This is a genomic window from Dyella thiooxydans (genome assembly GCF_001641285.1).
In the GTDB taxonomy this organism is placed as follows: domain Bacteria; phylum Pseudomonadota; class Gammaproteobacteria; order Xanthomonadales; family Rhodanobacteraceae; genus Dyella_A; species Dyella_A thiooxydans.
The window spans coordinates 1,075,915-1,095,598 of sequence record NZ_CP014841.1 but is presented as its reverse complement, the minus strand read 5'-3'; the positions used below and the strand labels follow the sequence as shown (position 1 = coordinate 1,095,598).

Genomic DNA, 19,684 nt, shown 5'->3' with positions numbered 1-19,684 from the left:
CAGGAGGAACCACCATGAGCACCCTCACACACTGGAACCCCTTCAAGAGTCCCGCCCGCATCGATCCGCTCGCCGGTTTTCCGCTCGGCGCCTTCGACGACGTGTTCCGTCCGATGGCCAACCGGGCGTTCTGGCGCGACGTGGACATGATCCCGGAGATGCGCCTGGACGTGTCCGAAAAAGACGAAGCCTACGTGGTCAAGGCCGATATCCCCGGCGTCGACAAGAACGACATCGAGATCTCGGTGGACGGCGGCCAGGTGGCGATCAGTGCGGAAGCCAGGCACAGCAGCGAAAAGAAGGAGAACGAGCATGCGCTGGTGAACGAACGCTACGTCGGACGCGTCTTCCGCGCCTTCAGCCTGCCGGCCGAAGTCGACAGCAGCAAGGCCGAGGCGCGCTACGAGGGTGGCGTGCTCACGCTGACCCTGCCGAAGAAGCCGAATGGAAGCAGTCAGCGCATCGCGGTGAAATGAATGCGCCATGCGCCGTGGACGCACCGCCGCATGCGGTGCGTCCACCCGGCGCGTTCAGACCGGCAGTTCGCGCATCACGCGCTCGCGGACGTCCAGTTCCTCCAGCGCGGTGAAGTCGTTCTGCAGCTCGCCGCTGATCCGTTCGCGCAGCGCCTTGTCCAGCACGCCGTGCAGCGTGCCGAGGAAGCGTGGCGGGGCCACCAGCACCAGTTGCTCGCAGCGACGCTCGGTGCAACCGCGATCAAGCTCGTCACGCAGCATGCGCGCGAAGCGCTCGCTGCTCTTGTCGCGCAGGGTCGTATGCGGTTCGATCGCGTGGCGCGCCGAGCCCACGCTCTCCATGGTGCGTGGCGCACGCTCGGTGGTGGCGTCGCGGCCCGGGGCCCTCCCGTCCGGATTGGCAAGGCACGACACCACCGTCCACGGACCGCCGCGCCGCTCCGATTCGAACACCCTCGCGCGGGCCGCATCCGCCACCAGGATCCAGGTCGATGTCATGTTGCCTCCCGCCCTTCGGGCCGATGAGATGGGGTGTTCCGATGCTAGGAGCGGGGGCGGCGGCGCCACTTGACCTGCATCAATGGCCACACGCGTCCCCCGGCTTTCGTCATCGTGCATCGGGTCGCTCGTGGTGCTTCACCTCGCCACGGCGCACCTGGAGGAAGTCCTGCAGTTGGCGCCGCAGCGCGGCAAAGGTGTCGCGCACCGCCACGTGGACGTCGGCATGGGTGTCGTTGCCGGTCTCTCGTCTCGCCTCGAACTGGGCGCCGGGCAGGCTCACCCGGGCGAGCACGCGATAGTGGTTCCCGGTGCGGTGGCGCGCCTCGGTATGGCGCACCGTGATCCGGCAGTCGGTCAGTGTGGGAGCGAAGTGTTCCAGCTGCAGCGCGTGGCGCGAGATGTCTTCGTACAACGCCTTGGACGGCCGCATGTCGAGGAAGCTCACTTCGATCAGGAAACTCATGACGGGGACTCCACGTCGTTGGGGTACTCCGCCATGCTGGCGCCCTGTGCGTCGCACGGTTTGATCCAGATCAGCCTCTTGCCACGAGTGGCCGACGGCTGTCGCGGCCACGGTCCGGGGTTCCCGCTCGTTGGGCATGCGGGTCTGCTTTTCCGGGCCGGCCACCACGCGTTCGATCTTGCCGGGGAGGTCGTCCGGTTCGACCTGCTCGTGCCGGGCGCATCTTTCCGATGCTGGTCAAGGCCGGGCCAGCCGGGTCACCTCGGTGACGGCCCGCTAGTGCCGGAGATAGAGCGGCAGATGGCTGCGCGACAGCACCACCCGCGTGGTGGCGCCGAAGCTGCAGCCACCCGGACGCCGGCATCCGCTGGCGCCGAGCACCAACAGGTCGGCCCGCTCCTCGGCGGCGATGGCCAGCAGATGTTCGCCCGCGTCTTCGTCGGCCTCGCCCACGGTCTCGATGCGGGTCACGTTCACGCCGCGCGATCGCAGGTGCGAGGCCGGATCGAACAACGGGCGGCCTGGTCGCCGCTCCGGCGGCGGCTGCAGCAGGGCGACCGCCGTCGCGTCGACCAGCAGCGGCAGGGCGCCATGCAGGGCGCGGTGCGACGCAAGGCTGCTGTCCCAGGCCACCACGGCACGCGCCACGCGACCGGGCGAAAAGCCGGCAGAGGGCACCAGGATGCATCCCACGCCGGACAGCAGGGTCTCCAGCACCAGGCGTTCGTCGACGGAGCAGGGCGGCACGTTGCCCTGCAGGATCACCACGTCGTTCCATTGGCCGGCCAACACCAGCGCGTCCGCCGCCGGCCCCTGTGCGACCTGCCAGCGCGCTTCGCGCACGCCGAGCGTGGTTGCCCAGGCGGCAAAGGCCGGTCCGGCGAGCACCGCCTGCTGGAGTTCGTCCTGTGCGTAGGCAAGCGCCTCCTGCGCCAGTTGTGGCGGGCCCGGCAGGGCCACGGTCGGCGCGGCGATGTACAGGCCGGTCAGTCCGGCGCGGGTGTCCGCGGCGAGCTGTGCGGCGTAACGCACGGTGGCTGGCCAATGCCGGAAATCCGGGCTGTGGACGACGATGTCGCGCACGTGATGCCCCTCGCAAAGCCGGCTGCACGGAGAGCCGGTTGAGCGCCAGCATGCATGGGCCGCCGCAGGTGAGCTTGATCCAGATCATGCCCCGGGATGGGGCGGGAACCCGTCGCAACCTTGACCTGGGTCACCAAGACCATGGCCGACTTGGTCCAGCGTGCTCCCCTGGTGTCGCCGGCGAACGGCATGGGCAAATGGAGGGCTCGCGATGTACGACATCCTCGTCAACACCATCAACTTCGAGACCTGGTCCCGCGATGCCCAGTACGGCATCCGGCTGGCCGCCCTCGTGCACGGCTCGGTCACCGGGCTGTACGCCTATCCGCCACCGCTTTACGCCGCGCCCGAATTCGGCACGCCCGAAGTGATCGAGACGGTGGTCGGGATGTCGCGGATACTCGAAGCGAGCGCGCTCGGTGCCGAAGCGGCATTCGTCGCGTGGGCGAAAAGCCTCGGGGTGGAGCAGGCCGCCTGGGTGGTGGTGCAGGGCGATCTGCGCGACGTGCTCTCGCGGATCGCCTGCTGGCATGACCTGCTCGTCGTGGAGCGGGATGAGGACCGGACCTGGTCCACTCCCGAGGACCTGGCCGGGCTGATCCTCTCGGTCGGGTTGCCGTGCATCGTAGTGCCGCCGCGACCGGTCGGCGAGGTCTCGCTGGCCCGCATCGCGATTGCGTGGAACGGCGCGCCCGAGGCGATCCGCGCGGTGCACTCGGCGTTGCCGCTGCTGAGACGGGCAGACGACGTGCTGCTGTTGCGAGGTGCACCCAGGGAGACCCTTCGCGATATCGCCTGGAAGCCGCCCTTCGACATCGATGCCTATCTCAACCGGCACGGAATCCAGCCGCGCTCACTGGATCTGAATGCCGCTGGCCGCGGGATCGGCGAGGTGCTGCTGGAGCATGCGGGCCGGTTCGATGCGGATCTGCTGGTGATGGGGGCGTTCGGGCGGAGCCGTTTCAGCGAGCGGGTGCTCGGCGGCGCCACCCGGCACGTGTTGTGGAAGGCGTCGCTGCCCGTGCTGTTCCATCACTGAGGACTCGCCATGCGTGCCATGACGCTTGAAGCGGCGGGACAGCCGCTGGTGCTGCGCCATCACGAGGATCCCGTGCCGGGACCTGGCGAGGCACGGATTCGCGTCGAGGCCTGCGGCGTATGCCGCACCGACCTGCATCTGGTCGACGGCGAGCTGCCGGAGCCGGCCCTGCCGGTCGTTCCCGGGCACGAGGTGGTCGGGTGGGTCGAGTGCGTGGGGCCGGATGCCGGCGGGCTGGTTCCGGGCCAGCGCGTGGGCGTGCCCTGGCTGGGAGGGACCTGCGGCGTATGCGACTACTGCCGCGGTGGGCGCGAGAATCTCTGCGACGCGCCGCAGTTCACCGGCTATACGCGGCCCGGCGGCTTTGCCAGTCACCTGATCGCCCGCGCCGACTTCTGCATCCCGCTGGGCGAGGTCGATCCGGTGGCCTGTGCGCCGCTGCTGTGCGCGGGGCTGATCGGCTGGCGCGCGCTGGCCCGGACCGACGAGGCCGCCACGATCGGCATCTACGGCTTTGGCGCAGCGGCGCACCTGATGACCCAGATCGCGCGCCACCAGGGGCGTCGCGTGCTGGCGTTCACCCGGCCGGGGGACCATGCGGCACAGGATTTCGCCCGCGCGCACGGCGTCGCCTGGGCCGGAGATTCCGACGTGGCGCCGCCCGAGTTGCTCGACGCGGCGATCATCTTCGCGCCCAGCGGGGAGCTCGTGCCCCGGGCCCTGCGTGCGGTGCGCAAGGGCGGGCGCGTGGTCTGCGGTGGCATCCACATGTCCGATATTCCGTCGATGCCCTACCGGTGGCTGTGGGGGGAGCGGGAACTGGTGTCAGTGGCCAACCTGGCCCGGTCGGACGCGCGGGAGTTCTTCGACCATGCAAGGCGCGCCTGCGTGAGCGCCACCACGCGGCGCTATCGACTGGAGCAGGCGAACGAGGCGCTGGACGACCTGCGCCACGGCCGCTTCGAGGGTTCCGCCGTGCTGGTGCCGTGAACCGGTCCCGGGCCGTCGGCGGCGGCTAGCGCACCTTGCCTTCGAGCGCCCTGGTCACGGCCTCGGCGAGCTGGCTCTGCCGGTACGGCTTGCGCAGGAGCTGGATGCCGTCACGCTGCGCCGCCGCGGCCCCCGCGGCCGCCTGCTCGTATCCGGACGTCAGCAGCACGGCCAGGCCCGGCCGCATCATGCGTGCCTCGCGCACCAGCTCGAATCCGGTGTGTCCGTTGCCCAGGGCCACGTCCGAGAACATCAGCCGGATCGTCGGGTCTTCATGCAGCCGTGCCAGCGCCTGCGAGGCGCTGGCGGCCTCGACCGGTTCGTAGCCGAGCGCACGGAGCAATCCCATGGCCACCCGGCGCACGTCTGGCTCGTCCTCCACCACCAGCACCCGCGGGGGATCCCGGCGCACTGCGGCGTCCGGGGCGGCGTCGGACTCCTCCTCTTCCTGCGGCGGCATTGGCGAGGTCGGCAGCAGCAATTCGACCCGGGTCCCCTGGCCCGGCATGCTCTCGATCCTGACCCGGCCACCCGATTGCCTGACGAAGCCGTAGACCATGCTCAGGCCGAGGCCAGTGCCCTTGCCGGCCGTCTTGGTGGTGAAGAAGGGGTCCATCGCACGCTTGAGCACATCCCGCGACATGCCGGTGCCGGTATCCGCCACGGTAAAAGCGACGTAGCTGCCCGGTGGCAGTCCATCCGGCCCCTCGGGTGGCGTCGGGCGCGCGCGGGCGGTGATCCGCAGCGCTCCTCCGTCCGGCATGGCATCGCGGGCGTTGAGCGCGAGGTTCACCAGCGCGGTCTCCAGTTCGTTGGGGTCGGCGAGCACCGCCGGTACGTCCGCGGCGCAGTCCGTGCTGAGCCGGACGCGCTCGCCCAGGGTGTGGGCGAGCATCTCGCCCAGCTCGGCGAGCACGCGCTGCGGGCGCAGCGCGCGCGGGGACAGTGCCTGCTGGCGTGAGAACCCCAGCAGCTTGCGGGTGAGCGCGGCGCCGTGATCGACCGCCCGCAACGCGCTTTCGATCAACGGATGCGCTCCCTGGCCGCCGGCCTGCTCGGCATCCAGCATCTGCAGATTCCCCGAGATGATGGTGAGCATGTTGTTGAAGTCGTGCGCGATGCCCCCGCTGAGCTGGCCCAGGGCGTCGAGGCGATGGACATGGGCGAGTTGCTCCTCGCTGCGGCTGCGCTGGATCGCCGCAGCCAGGATGTGGGCGGCCAGCCGCAGGAAGTTCGACTTGTCGTCGTCGCAGTTGTCCGGCTGGGTGGAGAAGGCGAGCAGGGCGCCGGTGGGCTTGAGCCGGTCGAGCAGCGGCACGATCGCCATGTCCGCGAAGCCGTGGGCATCCAGCGTCGCGCGCAACGCCGGCAGGTCGTCCGCCGGACTGCGCGAGAGCGTCCAGATGCCGGTCGACCGGAACTCGGCCAGGCGTTCGGACAACCGGTCGCTGGCGAAGGCTTCGGGCAGAGCATCCGCCAGCCGCGCAGGCACCCCGTGGGATGCGCGGATCGGCAAGGCTTCGCCGTCGGGAAGGCCGACGGCGACCGCCGCCGCCTCCACGCCCAGCGCTTCGGCGATCAGCGCGGGCACGGCGGTACGCGCCGACTCGTCCCGGTTCGATTCCAGCACCAGCCGGCCCAGCTGCGCCAGGTAGCCGTGGTAGCGGGCGTGCTGCAGGGCTTGTCGCACCCGCTGGGTTTCCGAGATGTCGCGGATCGAGGCGGCGAACAGTTCCTGGCCGATCGGGCTCAGCGCAACCTCCACCGGAAAGGTATCCCCGTTGCGTCGCAGCCCGGTCAGCTCGAAGCCCGCGCCCATTGGACGGACCCGGGGATGGCTCATGTAGCGCTCGCGATGCCGGGCATGCGCTGCGCGCACGGCTTCCGGCAGCAGCGCCTCGATGGCCAGGCCGGGCAGGCCGCCGGGTACATAGCCGAACAGGTGGTGGGCCTGCGGATTGGCCAGCACGATGTCGCCGCTGCGGTCGACCACCACCATGGCGTCGGGCACCGTGTCGAAAAGCGTCCGCAACATGAGTTCGTTTTCGGCGATGCCGGCGTTGGCCATGGCTTTACTCCCGCTGCACCGTGTCGCTGAACATGTAGCCTGCGCCGCGCACCGACTTGATCAGCGTGGGCGCAGCCGGGTCGGGCTCGATCTTGCGCCGCAGGCGGCCGACCTGCACATCCACCGCGCGGTCGAAGGGACCGGAATCGCGGCCATAGAGGTGATTCATCAGCTCGTCCCGGGACAGCACCCGGTTCGGATGGGTGACGAAGACCTGCAGCAACTCGTATTCGCCGTTGGTGAGTGCGACCGGCTGGCCGGCATCGGTCGTCAGCGTGCGGCTGTGGGCTTCCAGGCGGTAGCCCGCGAAGCGATAGGTGGTCGGCTGCGCTTCGTTGTTCCGCGGGCGCTCGCCGACACGGCGCAGCACGCTGCGGATGCGCGCCAGCAGCTCGCGCAGCTCGAACGGCTTGGTGACGTAGTCGTCGGCGCCGAGTTCCAGCCCGACGATGCGGTCGACCGAATCCCCGCGCCCGGTGACGATGATCACCGGTCCGTGCCAGTGCTCGTGCAGATGCCGGGTGAGGTCGAGACCGTCCTCGCCGGGCAGGCCGAGGTCGAGCAGGATCAGGTCGACCGCGGTCTCTGCGAGTCGGGCAAGCATCTCCCGACCGGAGCCGACGATGCTGACCGCGAAGCCTTGGGCGGCGAGATAGCGCTTGAGCAGCAACGCGATCTCGCTGTCGTCATCGACCACCAACACGTGCGTCTGCTGGCCGGACGTCCCGCACTTGTCGGTTTCTGTCGACGTCACCCTTGCCTCCGTATCCCGCCTTGCGGCCAGGCCCCCGCCAGGAAGGCGAGGCTTGCGCCCGGTGCTTCCGGCCAGCGGCAGATTACTCGCCCCGCACCCGGCGTGCTGCAACGCCGTGGCAGCGCCTGCCGGGGCTGTTACACGCCGTTACAAAAGGTTACCTCTTTGTAGCCGTCGCACGCGCCTGGCAGTGCAGGATCGAGGCTCCCGAGTTGACTGGAGCCATCCGATGTCCGCGACGATCGCCTCCTTGTCCACTGCACGCAAGCTGGCCGACGACACCCTGCATCGCAGCGCCTTCGGGCGGGAGCTTCTCAAAGTGGCCTCCCGCTTCACGCTGCACGTGCACCGGATGCAGAAGGGCGGCTACCTCGCCTGTGCGGGTGCGCCCTTCCGCTCGCTGTTCCTGCTCACCAGCGGCTCGGCCAAGGCGACCTGCCCGGGCGCCGACGGTCGCGAGCAGATCACCCGCTTCTACATGGCCGAAGACCTGCTGGGGCTGGATGCGCTGGATGCCGGTGTCCATCCCACCTCGATCCGCATGCTCGAGTACAGCGTGGCGCTGGAAATTCCGCTGCCGCAGCTGGAGCAGGCCGGCATCGATATCCGTGGGCTCTACGTGGCGCTGATCCGCAAGCTGTCCCACGAGGTGGAGTACGAACAGCAGACCCTGCTGCTGCTGGGCTCGGCGAAGGCGGAGGAGCGTCTGGCCACGTTCCTGCTGGAGCTCGGCCGGCGCCATGCCGAGCACGGCTGCTCGTCCAGCGAGTATGTGCTGCGCATGACCCGCGAGGACATCGCCAGCTACCTGGGGCTGAAGCTGGAGACGGTCAGCCGCGGGCTGAGTCGTCTCAACCGGATCGGTGCGGTCGACGTGCAGGGGCGCAGCATCCGCATCCGCGATCCGCGACAGCTCGAGCGGTCGGCGGTCTGGGGCAGGGGAGCGGCGCCTTCCGCCCGTACCGACGTGCCGCAGGTGGCGGTGGCCTGAGCCCCGGCTGCCCGGCTTGGCGGGCACCGCCCCGCCCCTTTGCAGAACCACAACCCCGCATTGATGCATCCCGGAGGCCCGTCATGGCACATGTGCATGCCCAATACCTGAAGAGCGACCTGAACGCGATCGCCGGCGACGTCGATCGACTGATGAAAGACGTGGCGGCCGCGACCGGAGAGGAGGCCGAGGATGTCCACGCCCGACTGCGCGGGATCCGCGAGCGGGTCTCGCGACTCGAGCGCGATGCCGGCGATCGTGTGCGCCGGACCGTCGACCGTGGCAACCGTTACGTGCACGAGCAGCCCTGGGTCGTTCTCGGCGGCGTGGCGGCCGCGGCTTTCCTGATCGGTCTGCTCGGCAGCCGCGCGCGCGATTGAGCCCGCCCTGCGCGGCTCAACGCAGCGCCGCCACGACGTCCTCGTCCTCGACCTGGTCGAAGCGCAGGTAGAACGCCCCCACGCCACCGAAGTGCGGCGGAACGTGCAGGCAGACGACGTCGTCGGCGAGGGTGCGCACCCGCGCAAGCGCATCGGCGGATGCCACCGGCACCGCGCAGACCAGTTACGCCGGCGCCTGCCGTCGCACGGTGGCGAGCGCGGTGGCCATGGTCTCACCGGTGGCCAGGCCGTCGTCGACCACGATCACCACACGTCCGGCCGGATCGATGGGCGGGCGCTCCTGGCTGTACAGCCGACGCTGTTCCCTGATGCGTTGCAGCTGTCGCGCGCGCTCGTGCCCGAGATAGCTGTGGTCGGCACCGGCGCTGGCGGCGTATTCGGCCAAATGCACGGTCCCTGACTCGTCGACCGCGCCGACGGCGAATTCCGGATTGCCCGGCGCACCGAGCTTGCGCACCAGCACCACGTCAAGATCCGCGTGCAGGGCGTCGGCGATGACGCGGCCCATCGGCACGGCGCCGCGTGGGATCGCGAGCACCAGCGCATCGGCATCGCGGTAGGCACCGAGCCGCTCGACCAGCAGGCGGGCGGCCTCGATCCGGTCGAAGAAGGGCAGGCCGCGCATGGCTTCAATGGCCCGGGGCGGGCCGTTCTCTCCCGAGCTTCGCGACGAACCTCTGCAGGGTATCGCGGTGCAGTCCCGGAGGAAGGTGTTGCGCATCCACCACCAGGGTGGCCTCCGGGATCTTGCCGCAGAGCCTGCCGAGATCGTCGAACGCCTGCTCGGCACCGCGTCCGCCCTCGGTGCAGAAGAACGCAACCCTTGGCGCACGCTCGGCCAGCTGCCTGGCGTAGCTGCGCAGCGGCGAGGCCATGCGACCGGCCCACACCGGGCCACCCATCGCGAGCAGATCGTAGACGGCAGGATCGTGGCGCGGCGTTCCGATCGGCGGTTCGCGGCGCAGGACCGCATCGAACAGGGCGCGCAGTACACCGCGCAGGCCGCGGCGTGGATGCGGTTCGCGGATTTCCTCCACGTCGGCCTGCAGCGCCGAGCGCAGTTCCTCGGCGATGTCGCGGGTGTGACCGGTCATCGAGTAATAGGCGAGCAGGATACGTGGCTTCATGGCGGCGGCTCAGGCGCGGACTTCCATCTCGCGCACCTGCTCGCGGGCCAGCGCCTGGCTCAGCATGCGCAGATGCGTCGACAGCGCGCCGTACAGGTCGTCGGCCGAGACCATGCCGACCAGCCCGCCCTTGTCGTTGACGACCGGCAGCCGTCGCACGCTGCGCGCGAGCATGGTGGTGATGATGTCGAACAGGTCCTCGCTCTCGGTGCAGGTGGCGACGTTGCGGTTCATCACGTCCTCGACCGTGAGGTTTTCGGGCTGGATGCCCGCCGCCACTACGGCGATGGCGATGTCGCGGTCGGTGATGATGCCGGCCGGCACGCGTTCGCCGTTCGGCTGGTCGGTGATCACCAGGGCGCCGACGTGATGGCCGCGCATGCTCTGCGCCGCCTCGCGGATGGACGCCTTCCGGTCGATGTAGACGACGTGTCGGGTGCAGATTTCAGCGGCATGCATGGCACGACCCCACGGTCAGGAGTGACTCGTGATGCAGCCTGCGCGCCGCTGCGATCGTCACCTTGACGGCAATCAAGGAATGGCGCTGCGAGGCGTGCGGCAGCGGCCGGGCGCCTGCGCCATGCGGGCAGCGGAGGGGGCGCGGCTCGTACCGGCCGGCATGTTTGATCGTGATCAAGGTCGCTCTGCGCCCATCGCCTACGGTGGCCCGACATTCCCATGCCGGAGGAGCCACCCATGGCCACGAAGAAGTCCAGGTCCGCAAGGACGCAGCTCGCCAAGGTGATCGAGGTCAACGCCGCATCGGACAAGGGCATCGAGGAAGCCGTGCGCTTCGGTCTGGGCCGGGTGGCCAAGACCATCGGGGACATCCGCGGTGCCTGGATCAGCGACATCAAGGTCTGCACCACACCCGACGGCAAGATCACCGAATGGCGCGTGGACATGCGCGTGAGCTTCATCGTCGACCAGGGCTGACGCCACCCGCGTCGTGGTGGGCGACGTGCGTCGAAGGCCACGACACCGGGAGGAGCCCTGAAGGCTCCGGCAGGGAGACGCGATCCTCGGTCAGCGATGTGGCGTTCGCGGCGACGTCCGCCCAAGCCATCCGTGTCCACCGAGCGAGGGCGTCCGTCGCTTGTCGCGGTGGTTCACCGATGGGAGAGCGCCTGGCTCGCCCCGGCATCGGGGCGTCGAGCCGGGCTACTCCACGCCTTCGGCCTCGGCCAGCATCACCGGCATGGCATGGCGGGGCGCGCTGAAGTAGTAGACGGCCGCGGTGACCACGAGACCGGCGAGCCAGGAAAGGTCGATGCCGCCGAGCAGGCGCGCCACCGGGCCGACGTAGAAATCGGCGGCGATGAAGGGAACCTGCACGACGATGCCGAGCGCGTAGGAGGCGAGCGCTGCCACGTTGTAGCGGCCGTAGACGCCGCCGTCGGCGGCGAAGAACGACGGCACGTGATAATCGCCGAACCGCACCCAGTAGTAATCGACCAGGTTCACCGCCGTCCACGGCACCATCAGGTAGAGCAACAGCTCGGTGAACCGGCTGTACAGCGGCAGGAAACTGGCGGCACCGACGGTGCCGAGCGCGACGGCGACGAGGAAGATCGCGGTGGCGATCGGCGCCCGCGTGCGCCAGCTCGCATGCCAGTCGGGGATGAAGGTCTGCGCGAGGGTGATCACCGCGAGCGTGCCGCCGTAGATGCAGATCGCGCCGGCGACGGCCACGCCCGGCGTGAACAGCATGACGATCGGCGTGCTTGCCTTTCCGGTGAGCGCCGAGATCGCCGCGACGACATCGCCGCCGACGACAGCGGGGCCAATCAGGGCACCGAAAATCATCGGCAGCACCGCGCCCAGGGTGGTGCCCCAGTACGAGGCCCAGAACGCCTGCCGCGGGCCGGTGTCGGGGGGCAGGTAGCGCGAATAGTCGGAGACGTACGGCGCGTAGCCCAGCTGCCAGAACACGCCGATCGACATCATGCCGAGGAAGCCGACGACGGAGAACGAGCCCTGGGTGAGGTATGCGTGCGGCAGCCGCCCCTCGACCGCGAGGGCGACGTAGCACAGCACGACCGCTGCGCCGGAAACGTAGGCGATGGCGCGCGTGGCGGCATGGATCAGGTCGTGCCCGTAGATCGCCATCGCCAGGCTCAGCAGGCCGACCACGGCGATGCCTTCGCGCACGCCGACCGCGGGCACGATCGCATGCAGCGACTGGCCGCCGGTCACCAGGGCGGTCGCCCCGTACCCGACGTACATGAAGATCACCAGCGCCACCACCGACGCCGCACCGCGCGCGCCGAACTGGCCGCGGCTCTGCACCATCTGCGGCACGCCCAGACGCGGCCCCTGCGCCGCGTGCAGCGCCATGAACAGGGTGCCGATCAGGTTGCCGAGCACGATGGCGAGGGTGCCGGCGAGGAACGATTGCCTGAACACCGTCGTCGCCAGCGCACCGGTGACGATCGTCAGCACGTTCAAATTCGCGCCGAACCACAACGAGAACAATTGCCGCGCCTTGCCGTGTCGCTCATCGAGCGGAATCGGAAAGATCGTGTGCTGTTCGACGCGACGTCGACGCGTGCTTGTGCGGGTTTGCATGGGCGTGCAAGTATTTTTTCTGCGCGGTGTTGGGCGAAGAGAACACAAACGCACACCGTCCACAACTATTTGTTTTTGTTCGCAATGCGAACGTGCAACAGGCCTCGTTGATGAGCACGGATTACCCTGATTTCGGACTGGATGCGGCGCAGCGCCGCGATGCCGTGTTTGCCCATCGATACGAGTATCCGGGCATGGATGGTGCCCGCGGCGAGCTGTGGTGCTACAGCGATGCATTGGCCTACGCGCCGGGCTCGCTCGTGCGGTTGATGATCAGTTCGAGCGTGGAGCGCGCGGAGCTCGAGATCGCCCGTGACGGTGCCGAACTGCGCGTCGTCCTGCAGCAATCGCTGGCGGGTCTGCGCTGGCAGCCGACCCCGGAGGATTGCTCGGTCATCGGCTGTGGCTGGGAGGCCGCGTTCGAGTTCCGGATCGGCGAGGATTGGCCGTCCGGTGCCTACCGGGTCAGCCTGGTCGCGGAGGGGCGCGACGGAGCGCCGATCCGTTCGCATCACCTGTTCATCGTCAAGCCGCACCCCGGTCCCAAGCCGGGCCGGATCCTGCAGGTCGCCGCCACCGGAACCTGGACGGCCTACAACACCTGGGGCGGTTCGAACCACTACCGGGGCCTTACCGGACCGAATCGCGACCAGTACTCGCCGACCGTCAGCGTCGAGCGGCCGTGGTGCCGCGGCTTCGTCGTGCTGCCTGCCGACGCACCGCGGGTGCCGCTCGAATGCTCGCCACCGCCCGGCGCACCGTTGCGCTACCCGCACATGGAGTGGGCCTACGCGACCGGCCATTCGATCAAATACGCGTCGGCCGGCTGGGCGAGCTACGACTCGCACTTCATGCGCTGGGCCGAACGCGCCGGCTACGCCGTCGACCTGGTCAGCCAGCACGAGCTTCACTACGAGCCGGAGTTGCTGCACGACTACGACTGCGTCGTGATGGTCGGCCACGACGAGTACTGGAGCTGGGAGATGCGCGACGCGATCGACGCCTACGTGGAGCGCGGCGGGCACGTGGCGCGCTTCGCCGGCAACTTCATGTGGCAGACGCGGCTGGAGGACGGCGGCAGGCGCCAGGTCTGCTACAAGTACCGCGCACGCGCCGAGGACCCGGTCTATCGCCAGCCCGACAACGCACGCACGACCGGCTCCTGGGAGGCGCCGGAGAGCGGCCGGCCAGGCGCGGCCACGTTCGGTCTCAACGCCATCGACGGCCTGTACGCCGGCTGGGGTGGCTGCGCTGCCCGGGGCGTGCGCGGCTTTCCCGTCTACCGGCCCGAGCACTGGGCCTTCCGGGGCACGGATCTTTCCTACGGCGACCTGCTGGGCGCCGACGGCCACGCGTTCGGCTACGAGGTCGATGGCTTGCCCTACGTGATCCGCGATGGCCTGCCCGAGGCCCTGCCAGAGGGTGGTGCGCCGGAGAGCCTCTCGATTCTGGCGCTCGGGATGTCCTCGCTGATCGAGGAACCCCGCTCGCACACCGGCATCGACGACCGCTTCATCGGCGACGAGGAGGCGACCTACGTCGCCGAACTGCGCTTCGGCGATGCGAGCGAGGAGTCGGTCGATCGCGTCAAGCGCGGCTGCGGCATGATCGTGCACTTCACGCGGGGCGCCGGCGAGGTGTTCCACGCCGGAAGCTGCGAGTGGGTCGCGGCGCTGCTGCGCGACGACCCGATGGTCGCCCGGGTGACGTCGAACGTGCTCGACCGCTACCTCGCCGGGAACTAGGTCTCGTGCGGTGGTCGCGGACGACTGCCTCGACGGACCGGGCTTCGATCACGAAAAAGCCCCGCAGCGAGCTGCGGGGCTTCAAGTTTTTCAGCACGGCGGGAAGTTACTTCTTTGCCGCTTTCTTCGCCGGGGCCTTCCTGACGGCCTTCTTCGCCGCTTTCCTGGCCGGCGGGGCCTTCGGCGCGGAGCCGGCAATGAGCATGCTCTCCGCCGTGACGCCCTTCTTCTTCAGGGCCGCGGAGAACCACAGCGGACGCTTGCCGCGGCCGGACCAGGTCTGGGCGGCGTTTTCCGGATTGCGATACTTCGGTGCGACGGCGGCCTTGGAGGCCTTGCTTCCCTTGCCGCCGCGCCGGGGGTAGACCTCGTCGATGCTCAGGCCGGCGCTCTTGAGAAGCGCGTCAATCCTGGTGCGGACTTCCTGGGCCTTGTTCTTGCGGGCAGATTCCATCTGCGCTTCGGCGTTCCTGATGAGCGCCTGGAGTTCAGCAGGGGAGAGCGAGTCGAGATTGATAGCCATGTTTGTCCTCGGGAGTCGAACCAGCAAATCATGCGTCCGCGATCCGGCGATGCTTCATCCGCCCCTGATCGCCTGCAACAGGGTTGTCTGCGCGGACGGTGCCGCGCAGACAACCGGACGACTCAGAGCGCCGCGTCCTTGAGCTTCTTGAGCGGCCGCACCTTCACCTTCACGGAGGCCGGCTTGGCGGCGAACACCTGCTCCTCGCCGGTGAAGGGGTTCTTGCCCTTGCGCTTCGGCTTGGCCGGCACCTTCACCGCGTTGATCTTGAACAGGCCGGGGAGGGTGAAGTTGCCCGCGCCCTTCTTGTGCACCGCGCCGAGCACCGTGTGCTCGAGGGCAGCGAGCACGGCCTTGACGTGCTTCGCCTCGACGCTGGCCTGCTCGGCCAGGTGCGCGATCAGCGCCGATTTGCTCATCGCGTCCTTGATCGGCTTGATGGTGGGAGCTGCCTTCGGGGCAGCCTTGGCTTTGGTGGTCTTCTTGGCAGTGGTCTTGGTGGCCATGATCTTCGGTCTCATGCAATGCACCGCCCCTCATGGAGCGATGGCCGTTGGGCACGCCAAATCTACGTGGTTACGGCGTTTCAGGCCACTTCCAGTGACGATGATCTGCTCGAGGTGACCGGTAAGGCGCACGATGTAGTCGAAGGCGAGCCGCCGCCAACCCCCACTTCGACCGCCCCGGCGGTCTTGCCCGCTAACGAGGAATCGCCATGAGCGACACCCGCACAAAGATGACTTTCGACGTCAGCGCACGCCGTATCGACGCCCACGGCAGCACGGCGCACTGCAAGGAGGCCGACCTTGCGCTGGACACCGACCTGGGCGGGCGTCGCGACGCCTTCAACCCCGCCGAGCTGCTGCTGGCCGCACTGTCGGCCTGCATGCTCAAGGGCATCGAGCGGGTCACGCCGATACTGGATTTCCAGCTTCGCGGGGTGGAAGTGCGCGTGCACGGGGTGCGCCAGGACGTGCCGCCGCGGATGGAGTCGATCGACTACGAGATCCTGGTCGACACCGACGAGAGCGAGCACCGGCTCGAATTGCTCCACGAGAACGTGAAGAAGTTCGGCACGGTGTTCAACACGGTCGCGCCCGGCACCGTCCTGCGCGGGGTGCTCCGGCGGGCCGGGTAACCCTTGGGCTGCCGGACGGGGCGAAGACGGGAAGGAAGGCGATCCCGCGCTGGCGCCGGCATTCTTCCGGTATGCGCAAGAGTGTCTGCCGGGTGTCGGCTATTCGTTTGGCAACGCATGAGGCGTAGCGTTACCGGCGAATCCGGTTGGACGCGTTGTCCGGCCATCATGCAGGAGTGCGGTCCGTGGCAGACATGAATCCCTACACCCTCGGTGTCGACCACGTCGGCCTCACCGTGAGCGACATCGAGCGCTCCCGCCGCTTCTTCGTCGAGTGCCTGGGATGGACGGTGGTGGGCGGGAATCCCGCGTACCCGGCCGTCTTCGTGTCCGACGGCACCACGCGGTTGACCCTGTGGCAGGCCGACGGCGACCACGTCGCGTTCGACCGGCGCCGGAACGTCGGTTTGCATCATCTGGCCCTGAAGATCGCAGACCTCGATGTGCTTTCGGAACTCCACGCGCGCGTCTCGGCCTGGCCGGATGCCGTGGTCGAGTTCGCGCCCGAGCCGGTGGGCAAGGGGCCCAGGGTGCACTGCATGATTCGGGAGCCCGGCGGCGCCCGTATCGAGCTGGTCTGTACGCCGTCGAGCTGACGGTTCATGCCGGGGTCACCGGCAGCGGCCCGCATGAAGCCCACCGGGTCGTCTGGCTATCGTGGAGATAGGTCATGTTGAAAGCTTCGGATCTGTTCGTCGCAGCGCTCGAGAACGAGGGTGTGGAGCGCATCTTCGGCATTCCCGGCGAGGAAAACCTCGACCTGGTCGAGTCCATTCGCCGGTCGTCGATCCAGCTGGTGCTGACCCGGCACGAGCAGGCCGCAGCCTTCATGGCCGCGACCTACGGCCGGCTCACTGGCAAGCCCGGGGTATGCATTACCACGCTCGGGCCCGGTGCGCTGAACCTGGCGACGGGGGCTGGATACGCGCTGCTCGGCGCCATGCCGATGATCATGATCACCGGCCAGAAGGCGATCCGCTCATCGAGGCAGGCGCGGTTCCAGATCGTCGACGTGATCGCCACGATGAAGCCGCTGACCAAGCTGTCGCGCCAGATCGTCTCGCCGACCATGATTCCCGCCATGGTGCGCGAGGCGTTCCGCGTCGCCGCGGAGGAGCGGCCCGGGCCGGTGCTGCTGGAACTACCCGAAGACATCGCCGCGGAGTCCTGCGAAGAGACCGCGCTGATTCCGGCGCATCCGATCGAGCTCCCCGTCGCGAGCATCGAGTCCATCGAACGCGCGGCGCAGCTGATCATGCAGGCGCAGGCCCCGCTGCTGATGCTGGGCGCGGCGGCGTCGCGGCCGCGTTCGTCGTCCGATCTCGCCACGTTCGTCCTGCGCACCGGCATCCCGTACTTCACCACGCAGATGGGCAAGGGCACGGTACCCGGCGGCAGCGAGCTCTACATGGGCACCGCGGCGCTTTCCGAGCGGGACTATGTGCACGAGGCGATCGAGCGGGCGGACCTGATCGTCACCATCGGTCACGACACGGTCGAGAAGCCGCCGTTCCTGATGGGCGCCAAGGGGCCGAAGGTCGTGCACATCGGCTACGAGCCCGCGCATGTCGAGCAGGTCTACTTTCCCCAGGCCGAGGTGGTCGGCGACCTGGGGCCGTCGCTGCGGCAACTGGCCGATCGGGTGGAAGGGAACATCCCCAACGCGCAGGCGCTGCTGCCGCTGCGCGAGGGCATCCTGAGCCGGATTGCTGCACGCGCCACCGAGGATCGCTTCACGCCGCAGCGGCTGGTGCACGACGTGCGCGAGGTGATGCCGGCCGACGGCATCCTCGCCCTCGACAACGGCATGTACAAGATCTGGTTCGCGCGCAATTACCGCACGCAGGTCGCCAACACGCTGCTGCTCGACAACGCGCTGGCGACCATGGGGGCAGGGCTGCCCTCGTCCATCATGGCCGCGATGCTGTATCCCGGGCGCCGGGTGATGGCCGTCTGCGGCGACGGTGGCTTCATGATGAACAGCCAGGAGCTGGAGACCGCCGTCCGGCTCAAGCTCGACCTGGTGGTGCTGATCATCGAGGACCGGGCGTTCGGCATGATCCGCTGGAAGCAGGCCGTCGACGCGTTTCCCGACTACGGCATGACCTTCGACAACCCGGACTTCGTGACCTACGCGAAGGCGTATGGCGCGACCGGCACCCGGGTGGAAACGATCGACGAACTGCGCCCCACGCTGGAAAAGGCGTTCACCGACGGGGGCGTGCAGCTCGTCGTGGTGCCCATCGACTATTCGGAAAACAAGCGCGTGCTGGTCGACGAGTTGCAGCAGCGCCTGCCCATCCAGAAGGAGGCCTGACCATGACACGTCCACTGCAGGTGGTGCAGGCATTCGATCGTGCGGTGATTACCGAGATTGCCGTCGACGATGCTGCCGCCCTCGAAGCCAGGCTCGCCACGGCCAGCCGCACGCTGCTCAACCGCGACGCGTGGCTGAAACCCCATCAACGCAGTGCCGTGCTGCTGCGCACCGCCGAATTGCTGCAGGCCCGGCAGGGCCATTTCGCCCGGCTGATCGCCCAGGAAGGCGGCAAGCCGCTGGTGGATGCGACCGTGGAGGTGATCCGGGCCGTCGACGGCTTGCGCAACGCGGCCGAGGCGATCCGGACGTTCGCGGGCCGCGAGATCCCGATGGGTCTGACGCCGGCCAGCGAAGGACGCTGGGCCTTCACCACCAAGGAACCGATCGGGGTGGTCGCGGCCATCTCCGCGTTCAACCATCCGCTGAACCTCATCGTTCACCAGGTGGCACCGGCGATCGCCGTCGGTTGCCCGGTCATCGTGAAGCCGGCCGCGGTCACCCCGTTGTCGTGCCTCGGCCTGGTGGAGCTGCTGCACGAGGCCGGGCTCGACGAGGCGTGGTGCCAGACCTTCATCACCGACGACAACGCGCTGGCCGAGCGTCTGGCCACCGACCCACGGGTGGCGTTCCTGAGTTTCATCGGCTCGGCCAAGGTCGGCTGGTATCTGCGCAGCAAGCTGCCGCCCGGGACGCGCTGCGCGCTCGAGCATGGCGGCGCCGCGCCGGTGATCGTCGATCGCAGTGCGCCGCTCGATACGATCATCGAGCCGATCGTGAAGGGCGGTTACTACCACGCCGGCCAGGTTTGCGTTTCCACCCAGCGCATCTTCGTCCACGCGGATATCGCGGACGGCTTCATCGAGCGCCTGGCCGCCCGTGTCCAGGCGCTGCGGGTGGGCGATCCCTTGCTCGAACGTACCGAGATGGGCCCGCTGATCGCGCCGCGCGAGGCGGATCGCGTGCTGTCGTGGACGGAGGAGGCGGTGGCCGCCGGCGCGAAGATCGTGGGCGGCGGACGCCTGTCCGAGACCACCCTCGCTCCCGCCGTGCTGCTCGATCCGCCGACGGAGGCGAAGGTGTCGCAGCTGGAGATCTTTGGCCCGGTCACCTGCGTCTACCGCTACCGGGATCTCGACCAGGCGATCGACGCCGCCAATGCGCTGCCCTTCGCGTTCCAGGCCAGCGTGTTCTCCGCGGATATCGCCCCGGCGATGCGCGCCGCCCGGCGCCTGGATGCGTCCGCGGTGCTGATCAACGACCACACCGCGTTCCGCACCGACTGGATGCCGTTCGCCGGTCGCCGGCAATCGGGCTACGGCGTGGGCGGCATCCCGTATTCGATGGAAGACATGTCCCAGGACAAGATGGTCGTGCTGCGCTACGAGGGTTAGCCCACCGACTCCGCCCACCGCGGCGGTCCTGGCCCGACGGCCTGCCTGCGCGGCAGGCCCGGGCGTTCGGCCCTTCTGCTGGCTGATGTGCAGCCCGCCACCTGAC

The 19,684-nt window shown here is 68.8% G+C and carries 23 protein-coding genes; 11 read left to right on the top strand and 12 right to left on the bottom strand.

Annotated elements, in window-relative coordinates:
• Positions 1-14 precede the first annotated feature (14 nt).
• Positions 15-476, top strand: a complete 462-nt coding sequence (locus ATSB10_RS05060) for an Hsp20/alpha crystallin family protein (protein WP_063671006.1) — start codon at positions 15-17, stop codon at positions 474-476.
• A 54-nt stretch (positions 477-530) separates the two neighbouring features.
• On the opposite strand, the gene ATSB10_RS05055 is transcribed toward ATSB10_RS05060, so the two are convergent.
• The 3 genes from ATSB10_RS05055 to ATSB10_RS05045 all read right to left on the bottom strand — a co-directional run bounded on the left by ATSB10_RS05055 (position 531) and on the right by ATSB10_RS05045 (position 2,523).
• Positions 531-974 carry a host attachment protein gene (locus tag ATSB10_RS05055; protein ID WP_063671004.1) on the bottom strand — a complete coding sequence of 148 codons (444 nt, stop codon included), beginning with the start codon at positions 972-974 and terminating at the stop codon, positions 531-533.
• A 109-nt stretch (positions 975-1,083) separates the two neighbouring features.
• Positions 1,084-1,440 carry an HPF/RaiA family ribosome-associated protein gene (locus tag ATSB10_RS05050; RefSeq protein WP_063671002.1) on the bottom strand — a complete coding sequence of 119 codons (357 nt, stop codon included), beginning with the start codon at positions 1,438-1,440 and terminating at the stop codon, positions 1,084-1,086.
• Positions 1,441-1,716: 276 nt separating this feature from the next.
• Positions 1,717-2,523 carry a universal stress protein gene (locus ATSB10_RS05045; RefSeq protein WP_063671000.1) on the bottom strand — a complete coding sequence of 269 codons (807 nt, stop codon included), beginning with the start codon at positions 2,521-2,523 and terminating at the stop codon, positions 1,717-1,719.
• A gap of 211 nt (positions 2,524-2,734) precedes the next feature.
• Here ATSB10_RS05045 and ATSB10_RS05040 point away from each other — a divergent pair, with 211 nt between their 5' ends.
• Positions 2,735-3,562, top strand: a complete 828-nt coding sequence (locus tag ATSB10_RS05040) for a universal stress protein (RefSeq protein ID WP_063670998.1) — start codon at positions 2,735-2,737, stop codon at positions 3,560-3,562.
• 9 nt (positions 3,563-3,571) lie between these two features.
• Positions 3,572-4,552, top strand: coding sequence for a zinc-dependent alcohol dehydrogenase family protein (locus tag ATSB10_RS05035; RefSeq protein WP_063670996.1), 981 nt, complete (start codon positions 3,572-3,574; stop codon positions 4,550-4,552).
• Between the two features lie 25 nt (positions 4,553-4,577).
• Here ATSB10_RS05035 and ATSB10_RS05030 read toward each other — a convergent pair whose 3' ends face one another.
• Both ATSB10_RS05030 and ATSB10_RS05025 read right to left on the bottom strand, forming a co-directional pair.
• Complete coding sequence (locus tag ATSB10_RS05030; protein ID WP_063670995.1) at positions 4,578-6,620, bottom strand: ATP-binding protein; 2,043 nt, start codon at positions 6,618-6,620, stop codon at positions 4,578-4,580.
• Positions 6,621-6,624: 4 nt separating this feature from the next.
• Positions 6,625-7,374, bottom strand: coding sequence for a response regulator (locus tag ATSB10_RS05025; protein ID WP_063670994.1), 750 nt, complete (start codon positions 7,372-7,374; stop codon positions 6,625-6,627).
• Between the two features lie 229 nt (positions 7,375-7,603).
• Here ATSB10_RS05025 and ATSB10_RS05020 point away from each other — a divergent pair, with 229 nt between their 5' ends.
• Both ATSB10_RS05020 and ATSB10_RS05015 read left to right on the top strand, forming a co-directional pair.
• Entirely contained in the window at positions 7,604-8,365 is a 762-nt protein-coding gene (locus ATSB10_RS05020; protein ID WP_063670993.1) for a helix-turn-helix domain-containing protein, read from the top strand.
• A gap of 83 nt (positions 8,366-8,448) precedes the next feature.
• Positions 8,449-8,745, top strand: coding sequence for an ElaB/YgaM/YqjD family protein (locus ATSB10_RS05015; RefSeq protein ID WP_063670992.1), 297 nt, complete (start codon positions 8,449-8,451; stop codon positions 8,743-8,745).
• A gap of 16 nt (positions 8,746-8,761) precedes the next feature.
• Here the strand turns inward: ATSB10_RS05015 and ATSB10_RS19645 are convergent, their stop codons facing one another.
• Genes ATSB10_RS19645 through ATSB10_RS05000 form a run of 4 tightly spaced genes read right to left on the bottom strand, consistent with a single transcriptional unit; the run spans position 8,762 to position 10,352 of the window.
• Positions 8,762-8,917: a hypothetical protein gene (locus ATSB10_RS19645; RefSeq protein ID WP_236886494.1), complete on the bottom strand. Its 156-nt coding sequence runs from the start codon at positions 8,915-8,917 to the stop codon at positions 8,762-8,764.
• Positions 8,918-8,929: 12 nt separating this feature from the next.
• The gene (locus ATSB10_RS05010; RefSeq protein ID WP_236886493.1) at positions 8,930-9,391 is read right to left on the bottom strand and encodes a phosphoribosyltransferase; all 462 of its coding nucleotides are present in this window, start codon (positions 9,389-9,391) and stop codon (positions 8,930-8,932) included.
• A 4-nt stretch (positions 9,392-9,395) separates the two neighbouring features.
• The gene (locus ATSB10_RS05005) at positions 9,396-9,893 is read right to left on the bottom strand and encodes a flavodoxin family protein (RefSeq protein WP_063670989.1); all 498 of its coding nucleotides are present in this window, start codon (positions 9,891-9,893) and stop codon (positions 9,396-9,398) included.
• 9 nt (positions 9,894-9,902) lie between these two features.
• Positions 9,903-10,352: a CBS domain-containing protein gene (locus tag ATSB10_RS05000; RefSeq protein WP_063670987.1), complete on the bottom strand. Its 450-nt coding sequence runs from the start codon at positions 10,350-10,352 to the stop codon at positions 9,903-9,905.
• Positions 10,353-10,589: 237 nt separating this feature from the next.
• On the opposite strand from ATSB10_RS05000, the gene ATSB10_RS04995 reads away from it, so the two are divergent.
• A complete protein-coding gene (locus ATSB10_RS04995) occupies positions 10,590-10,829 on the top strand; it encodes a dodecin family protein (RefSeq protein ID WP_017464154.1) in 240 nt (79 codons plus the stop codon).
• A 225-nt stretch (positions 10,830-11,054) separates the two neighbouring features.
• Here ATSB10_RS04995 and ATSB10_RS04990 read toward each other — a convergent pair whose 3' ends face one another.
• On the bottom strand, positions 11,055-12,461 hold the full coding sequence (locus ATSB10_RS04990) for a purine-cytosine permease family protein (RefSeq protein WP_063670985.1): 1,407 nt from the start codon (positions 12,459-12,461) through the stop codon (positions 11,055-11,057).
• A 110-nt stretch (positions 12,462-12,571) separates the two neighbouring features.
• Between ATSB10_RS04990 and ATSB10_RS04985 the strand changes: the two genes are divergently transcribed.
• Positions 12,572-14,206 carry a N,N-dimethylformamidase beta subunit family domain-containing protein gene (locus tag ATSB10_RS04985; RefSeq protein ID WP_063670983.1) on the top strand — a complete coding sequence of 545 codons (1,635 nt, stop codon included), beginning with the start codon at positions 12,572-12,574 and terminating at the stop codon, positions 14,204-14,206.
• A gap of 106 nt (positions 14,207-14,312) precedes the next feature.
• Here the strand turns inward: ATSB10_RS04985 and ATSB10_RS04980 are convergent, their stop codons facing one another.
• Both ATSB10_RS04980 and ATSB10_RS04975 read right to left on the bottom strand, forming a co-directional pair.
• Complete coding sequence (locus ATSB10_RS04980) at positions 14,313-14,729, bottom strand: H-NS histone family protein (protein WP_063670980.1); 417 nt, start codon at positions 14,727-14,729, stop codon at positions 14,313-14,315.
• Positions 14,730-14,851: 122 nt separating this feature from the next.
• Positions 14,852-15,250 (bottom strand): HU family DNA-binding protein, encoded by a 399-nt coding sequence (locus tag ATSB10_RS04975; protein WP_198506917.1) that lies wholly within the window; start codon positions 15,248-15,250, stop codon positions 14,852-14,854.
• Between the two features lie 194 nt (positions 15,251-15,444).
• Here ATSB10_RS04975 and ATSB10_RS04970 point away from each other — a divergent pair, with 194 nt between their 5' ends.
• The 4 genes from ATSB10_RS04970 to ATSB10_RS04955 all read left to right on the top strand — a co-directional run bounded on the left by ATSB10_RS04970 (position 15,445) and on the right by ATSB10_RS04955 (position 19,578).
• On the top strand, positions 15,445-15,867 hold the full coding sequence (locus tag ATSB10_RS04970; RefSeq protein ID WP_063670978.1) for an OsmC family protein: 423 nt from the start codon (positions 15,445-15,447) through the stop codon (positions 15,865-15,867).
• 194 nt (positions 15,868-16,061) lie between these two features.
• On the top strand, positions 16,062-16,463 hold the full coding sequence (locus ATSB10_RS04965) for a VOC family protein (protein ID WP_157469085.1): 402 nt from the start codon (positions 16,062-16,064) through the stop codon (positions 16,461-16,463).
• Between the two features lie 74 nt (positions 16,464-16,537).
• On the top strand, positions 16,538-18,184 hold the full coding sequence (locus ATSB10_RS04960) for an acetolactate synthase large subunit (RefSeq protein WP_063670975.1): 1,647 nt from the start codon (positions 16,538-16,540) through the stop codon (positions 18,182-18,184).
• 2 nt (positions 18,185-18,186) lie between these two features.
• Positions 18,187-19,578: an aldehyde dehydrogenase family protein gene (locus ATSB10_RS04955; protein WP_063670973.1), complete on the top strand. Its 1,392-nt coding sequence runs from the start codon at positions 18,187-18,189 to the stop codon at positions 19,576-19,578.
• Positions 19,579-19,684 lie beyond the last annotated feature (106 nt).

Excerpts from the sequence above, each read along its gene's own strand:
- ATSB10_RS04960 (WP_063670975.1), top strand. The coding sequence starts at position 16,538 with ATGTTGAAAGCTTCGGATCTGTTCGTCGCAGCGCTCGAGAACGAGGGT.
- ATSB10_RS05010 (WP_236886493.1), bottom strand. The coding sequence starts at position 9,391 with ATGCGCGGCCTGCCCTTCTTCGACCGGATCGAGGCCGCCCGCCTGCTG.
- ATSB10_RS04995 (WP_017464154.1), top strand. The coding sequence starts at position 10,590 with ATGGCCACGAAGAAGTCCAGGTCCGCAAGGACGCAGCTCGCCAAGGTG.
- ATSB10_RS05000 (WP_063670987.1), bottom strand. The coding sequence starts at position 10,352 with ATGCATGCCGCTGAAATCTGCACCCGACACGTCGTCTACATCGACCGG.
- ATSB10_RS04990 (WP_063670985.1), bottom strand. The coding sequence starts at position 12,461 with ATGCAAACCCGCACAAGCACGCGTCGACGTCGCGTCGAACAGCACACG.
- ATSB10_RS05035 (WP_063670996.1), top strand. The coding sequence starts at position 3,572 with ATGCGTGCCATGACGCTTGAAGCGGCGGGACAGCCGCTGGTGCTGCGC.
- ATSB10_RS05055 (WP_063671004.1), bottom strand. The coding sequence starts at position 974 with ATGACATCGACCTGGATCCTGGTGGCGGATGCGGCCCGCGCGAGGGTG.
- ATSB10_RS04965 (WP_157469085.1), top strand. The coding sequence starts at position 16,062 with ATGAATCCCTACACCCTCGGTGTCGACCACGTCGGCCTCACCGTGAGC.
- ATSB10_RS05040 (WP_063670998.1), top strand. The coding sequence starts at position 2,735 with ATGTACGACATCCTCGTCAACACCATCAACTTCGAGACCTGGTCCCGC.
- ATSB10_RS05005 (WP_063670989.1), bottom strand. The coding sequence starts at position 9,893 with ATGAAGCCACGTATCCTGCTCGCCTATTACTCGATGACCGGTCACACC.
- ATSB10_RS04985 (WP_063670983.1), top strand. The coding sequence starts at position 12,572 with ATGAGCACGGATTACCCTGATTTCGGACTGGATGCGGCGCAGCGCCGC.
- ATSB10_RS05050 (WP_063671002.1), bottom strand. The coding sequence starts at position 1,440 with ATGAGTTTCCTGATCGAAGTGAGCTTCCTCGACATGCGGCCGTCCAAG.
- ATSB10_RS05030 (WP_063670995.1), bottom strand. The coding sequence starts at position 6,620 with ATGGCCAACGCCGGCATCGCCGAAAACGAACTCATGTTGCGGACGCTT.
- ATSB10_RS04955 (WP_063670973.1), top strand. The coding sequence starts at position 18,187 with ATGACACGTCCACTGCAGGTGGTGCAGGCATTCGATCGTGCGGTGATT.
- ATSB10_RS04970 (WP_063670978.1), top strand. The coding sequence starts at position 15,445 with ATGAGCGACACCCGCACAAAGATGACTTTCGACGTCAGCGCACGCCGT.
- ATSB10_RS05015 (WP_063670992.1), top strand. The coding sequence starts at position 8,449 with ATGGCACATGTGCATGCCCAATACCTGAAGAGCGACCTGAACGCGATC.
- ATSB10_RS05060 (WP_063671006.1), top strand. The coding sequence starts at position 15 with ATGAGCACCCTCACACACTGGAACCCCTTCAAGAGTCCCGCCCGCATC.
- ATSB10_RS04980 (WP_063670980.1), bottom strand. The coding sequence starts at position 14,729 with ATGGCTATCAATCTCGACTCGCTCTCCCCTGCTGAACTCCAGGCGCTC.
- ATSB10_RS05020 (WP_063670993.1), top strand. The coding sequence starts at position 7,604 with ATGTCCGCGACGATCGCCTCCTTGTCCACTGCACGCAAGCTGGCCGAC.
- ATSB10_RS04975 (WP_198506917.1), bottom strand. The coding sequence starts at position 15,250 with ATGAGACCGAAGATCATGGCCACCAAGACCACTGCCAAGAAGACCACC.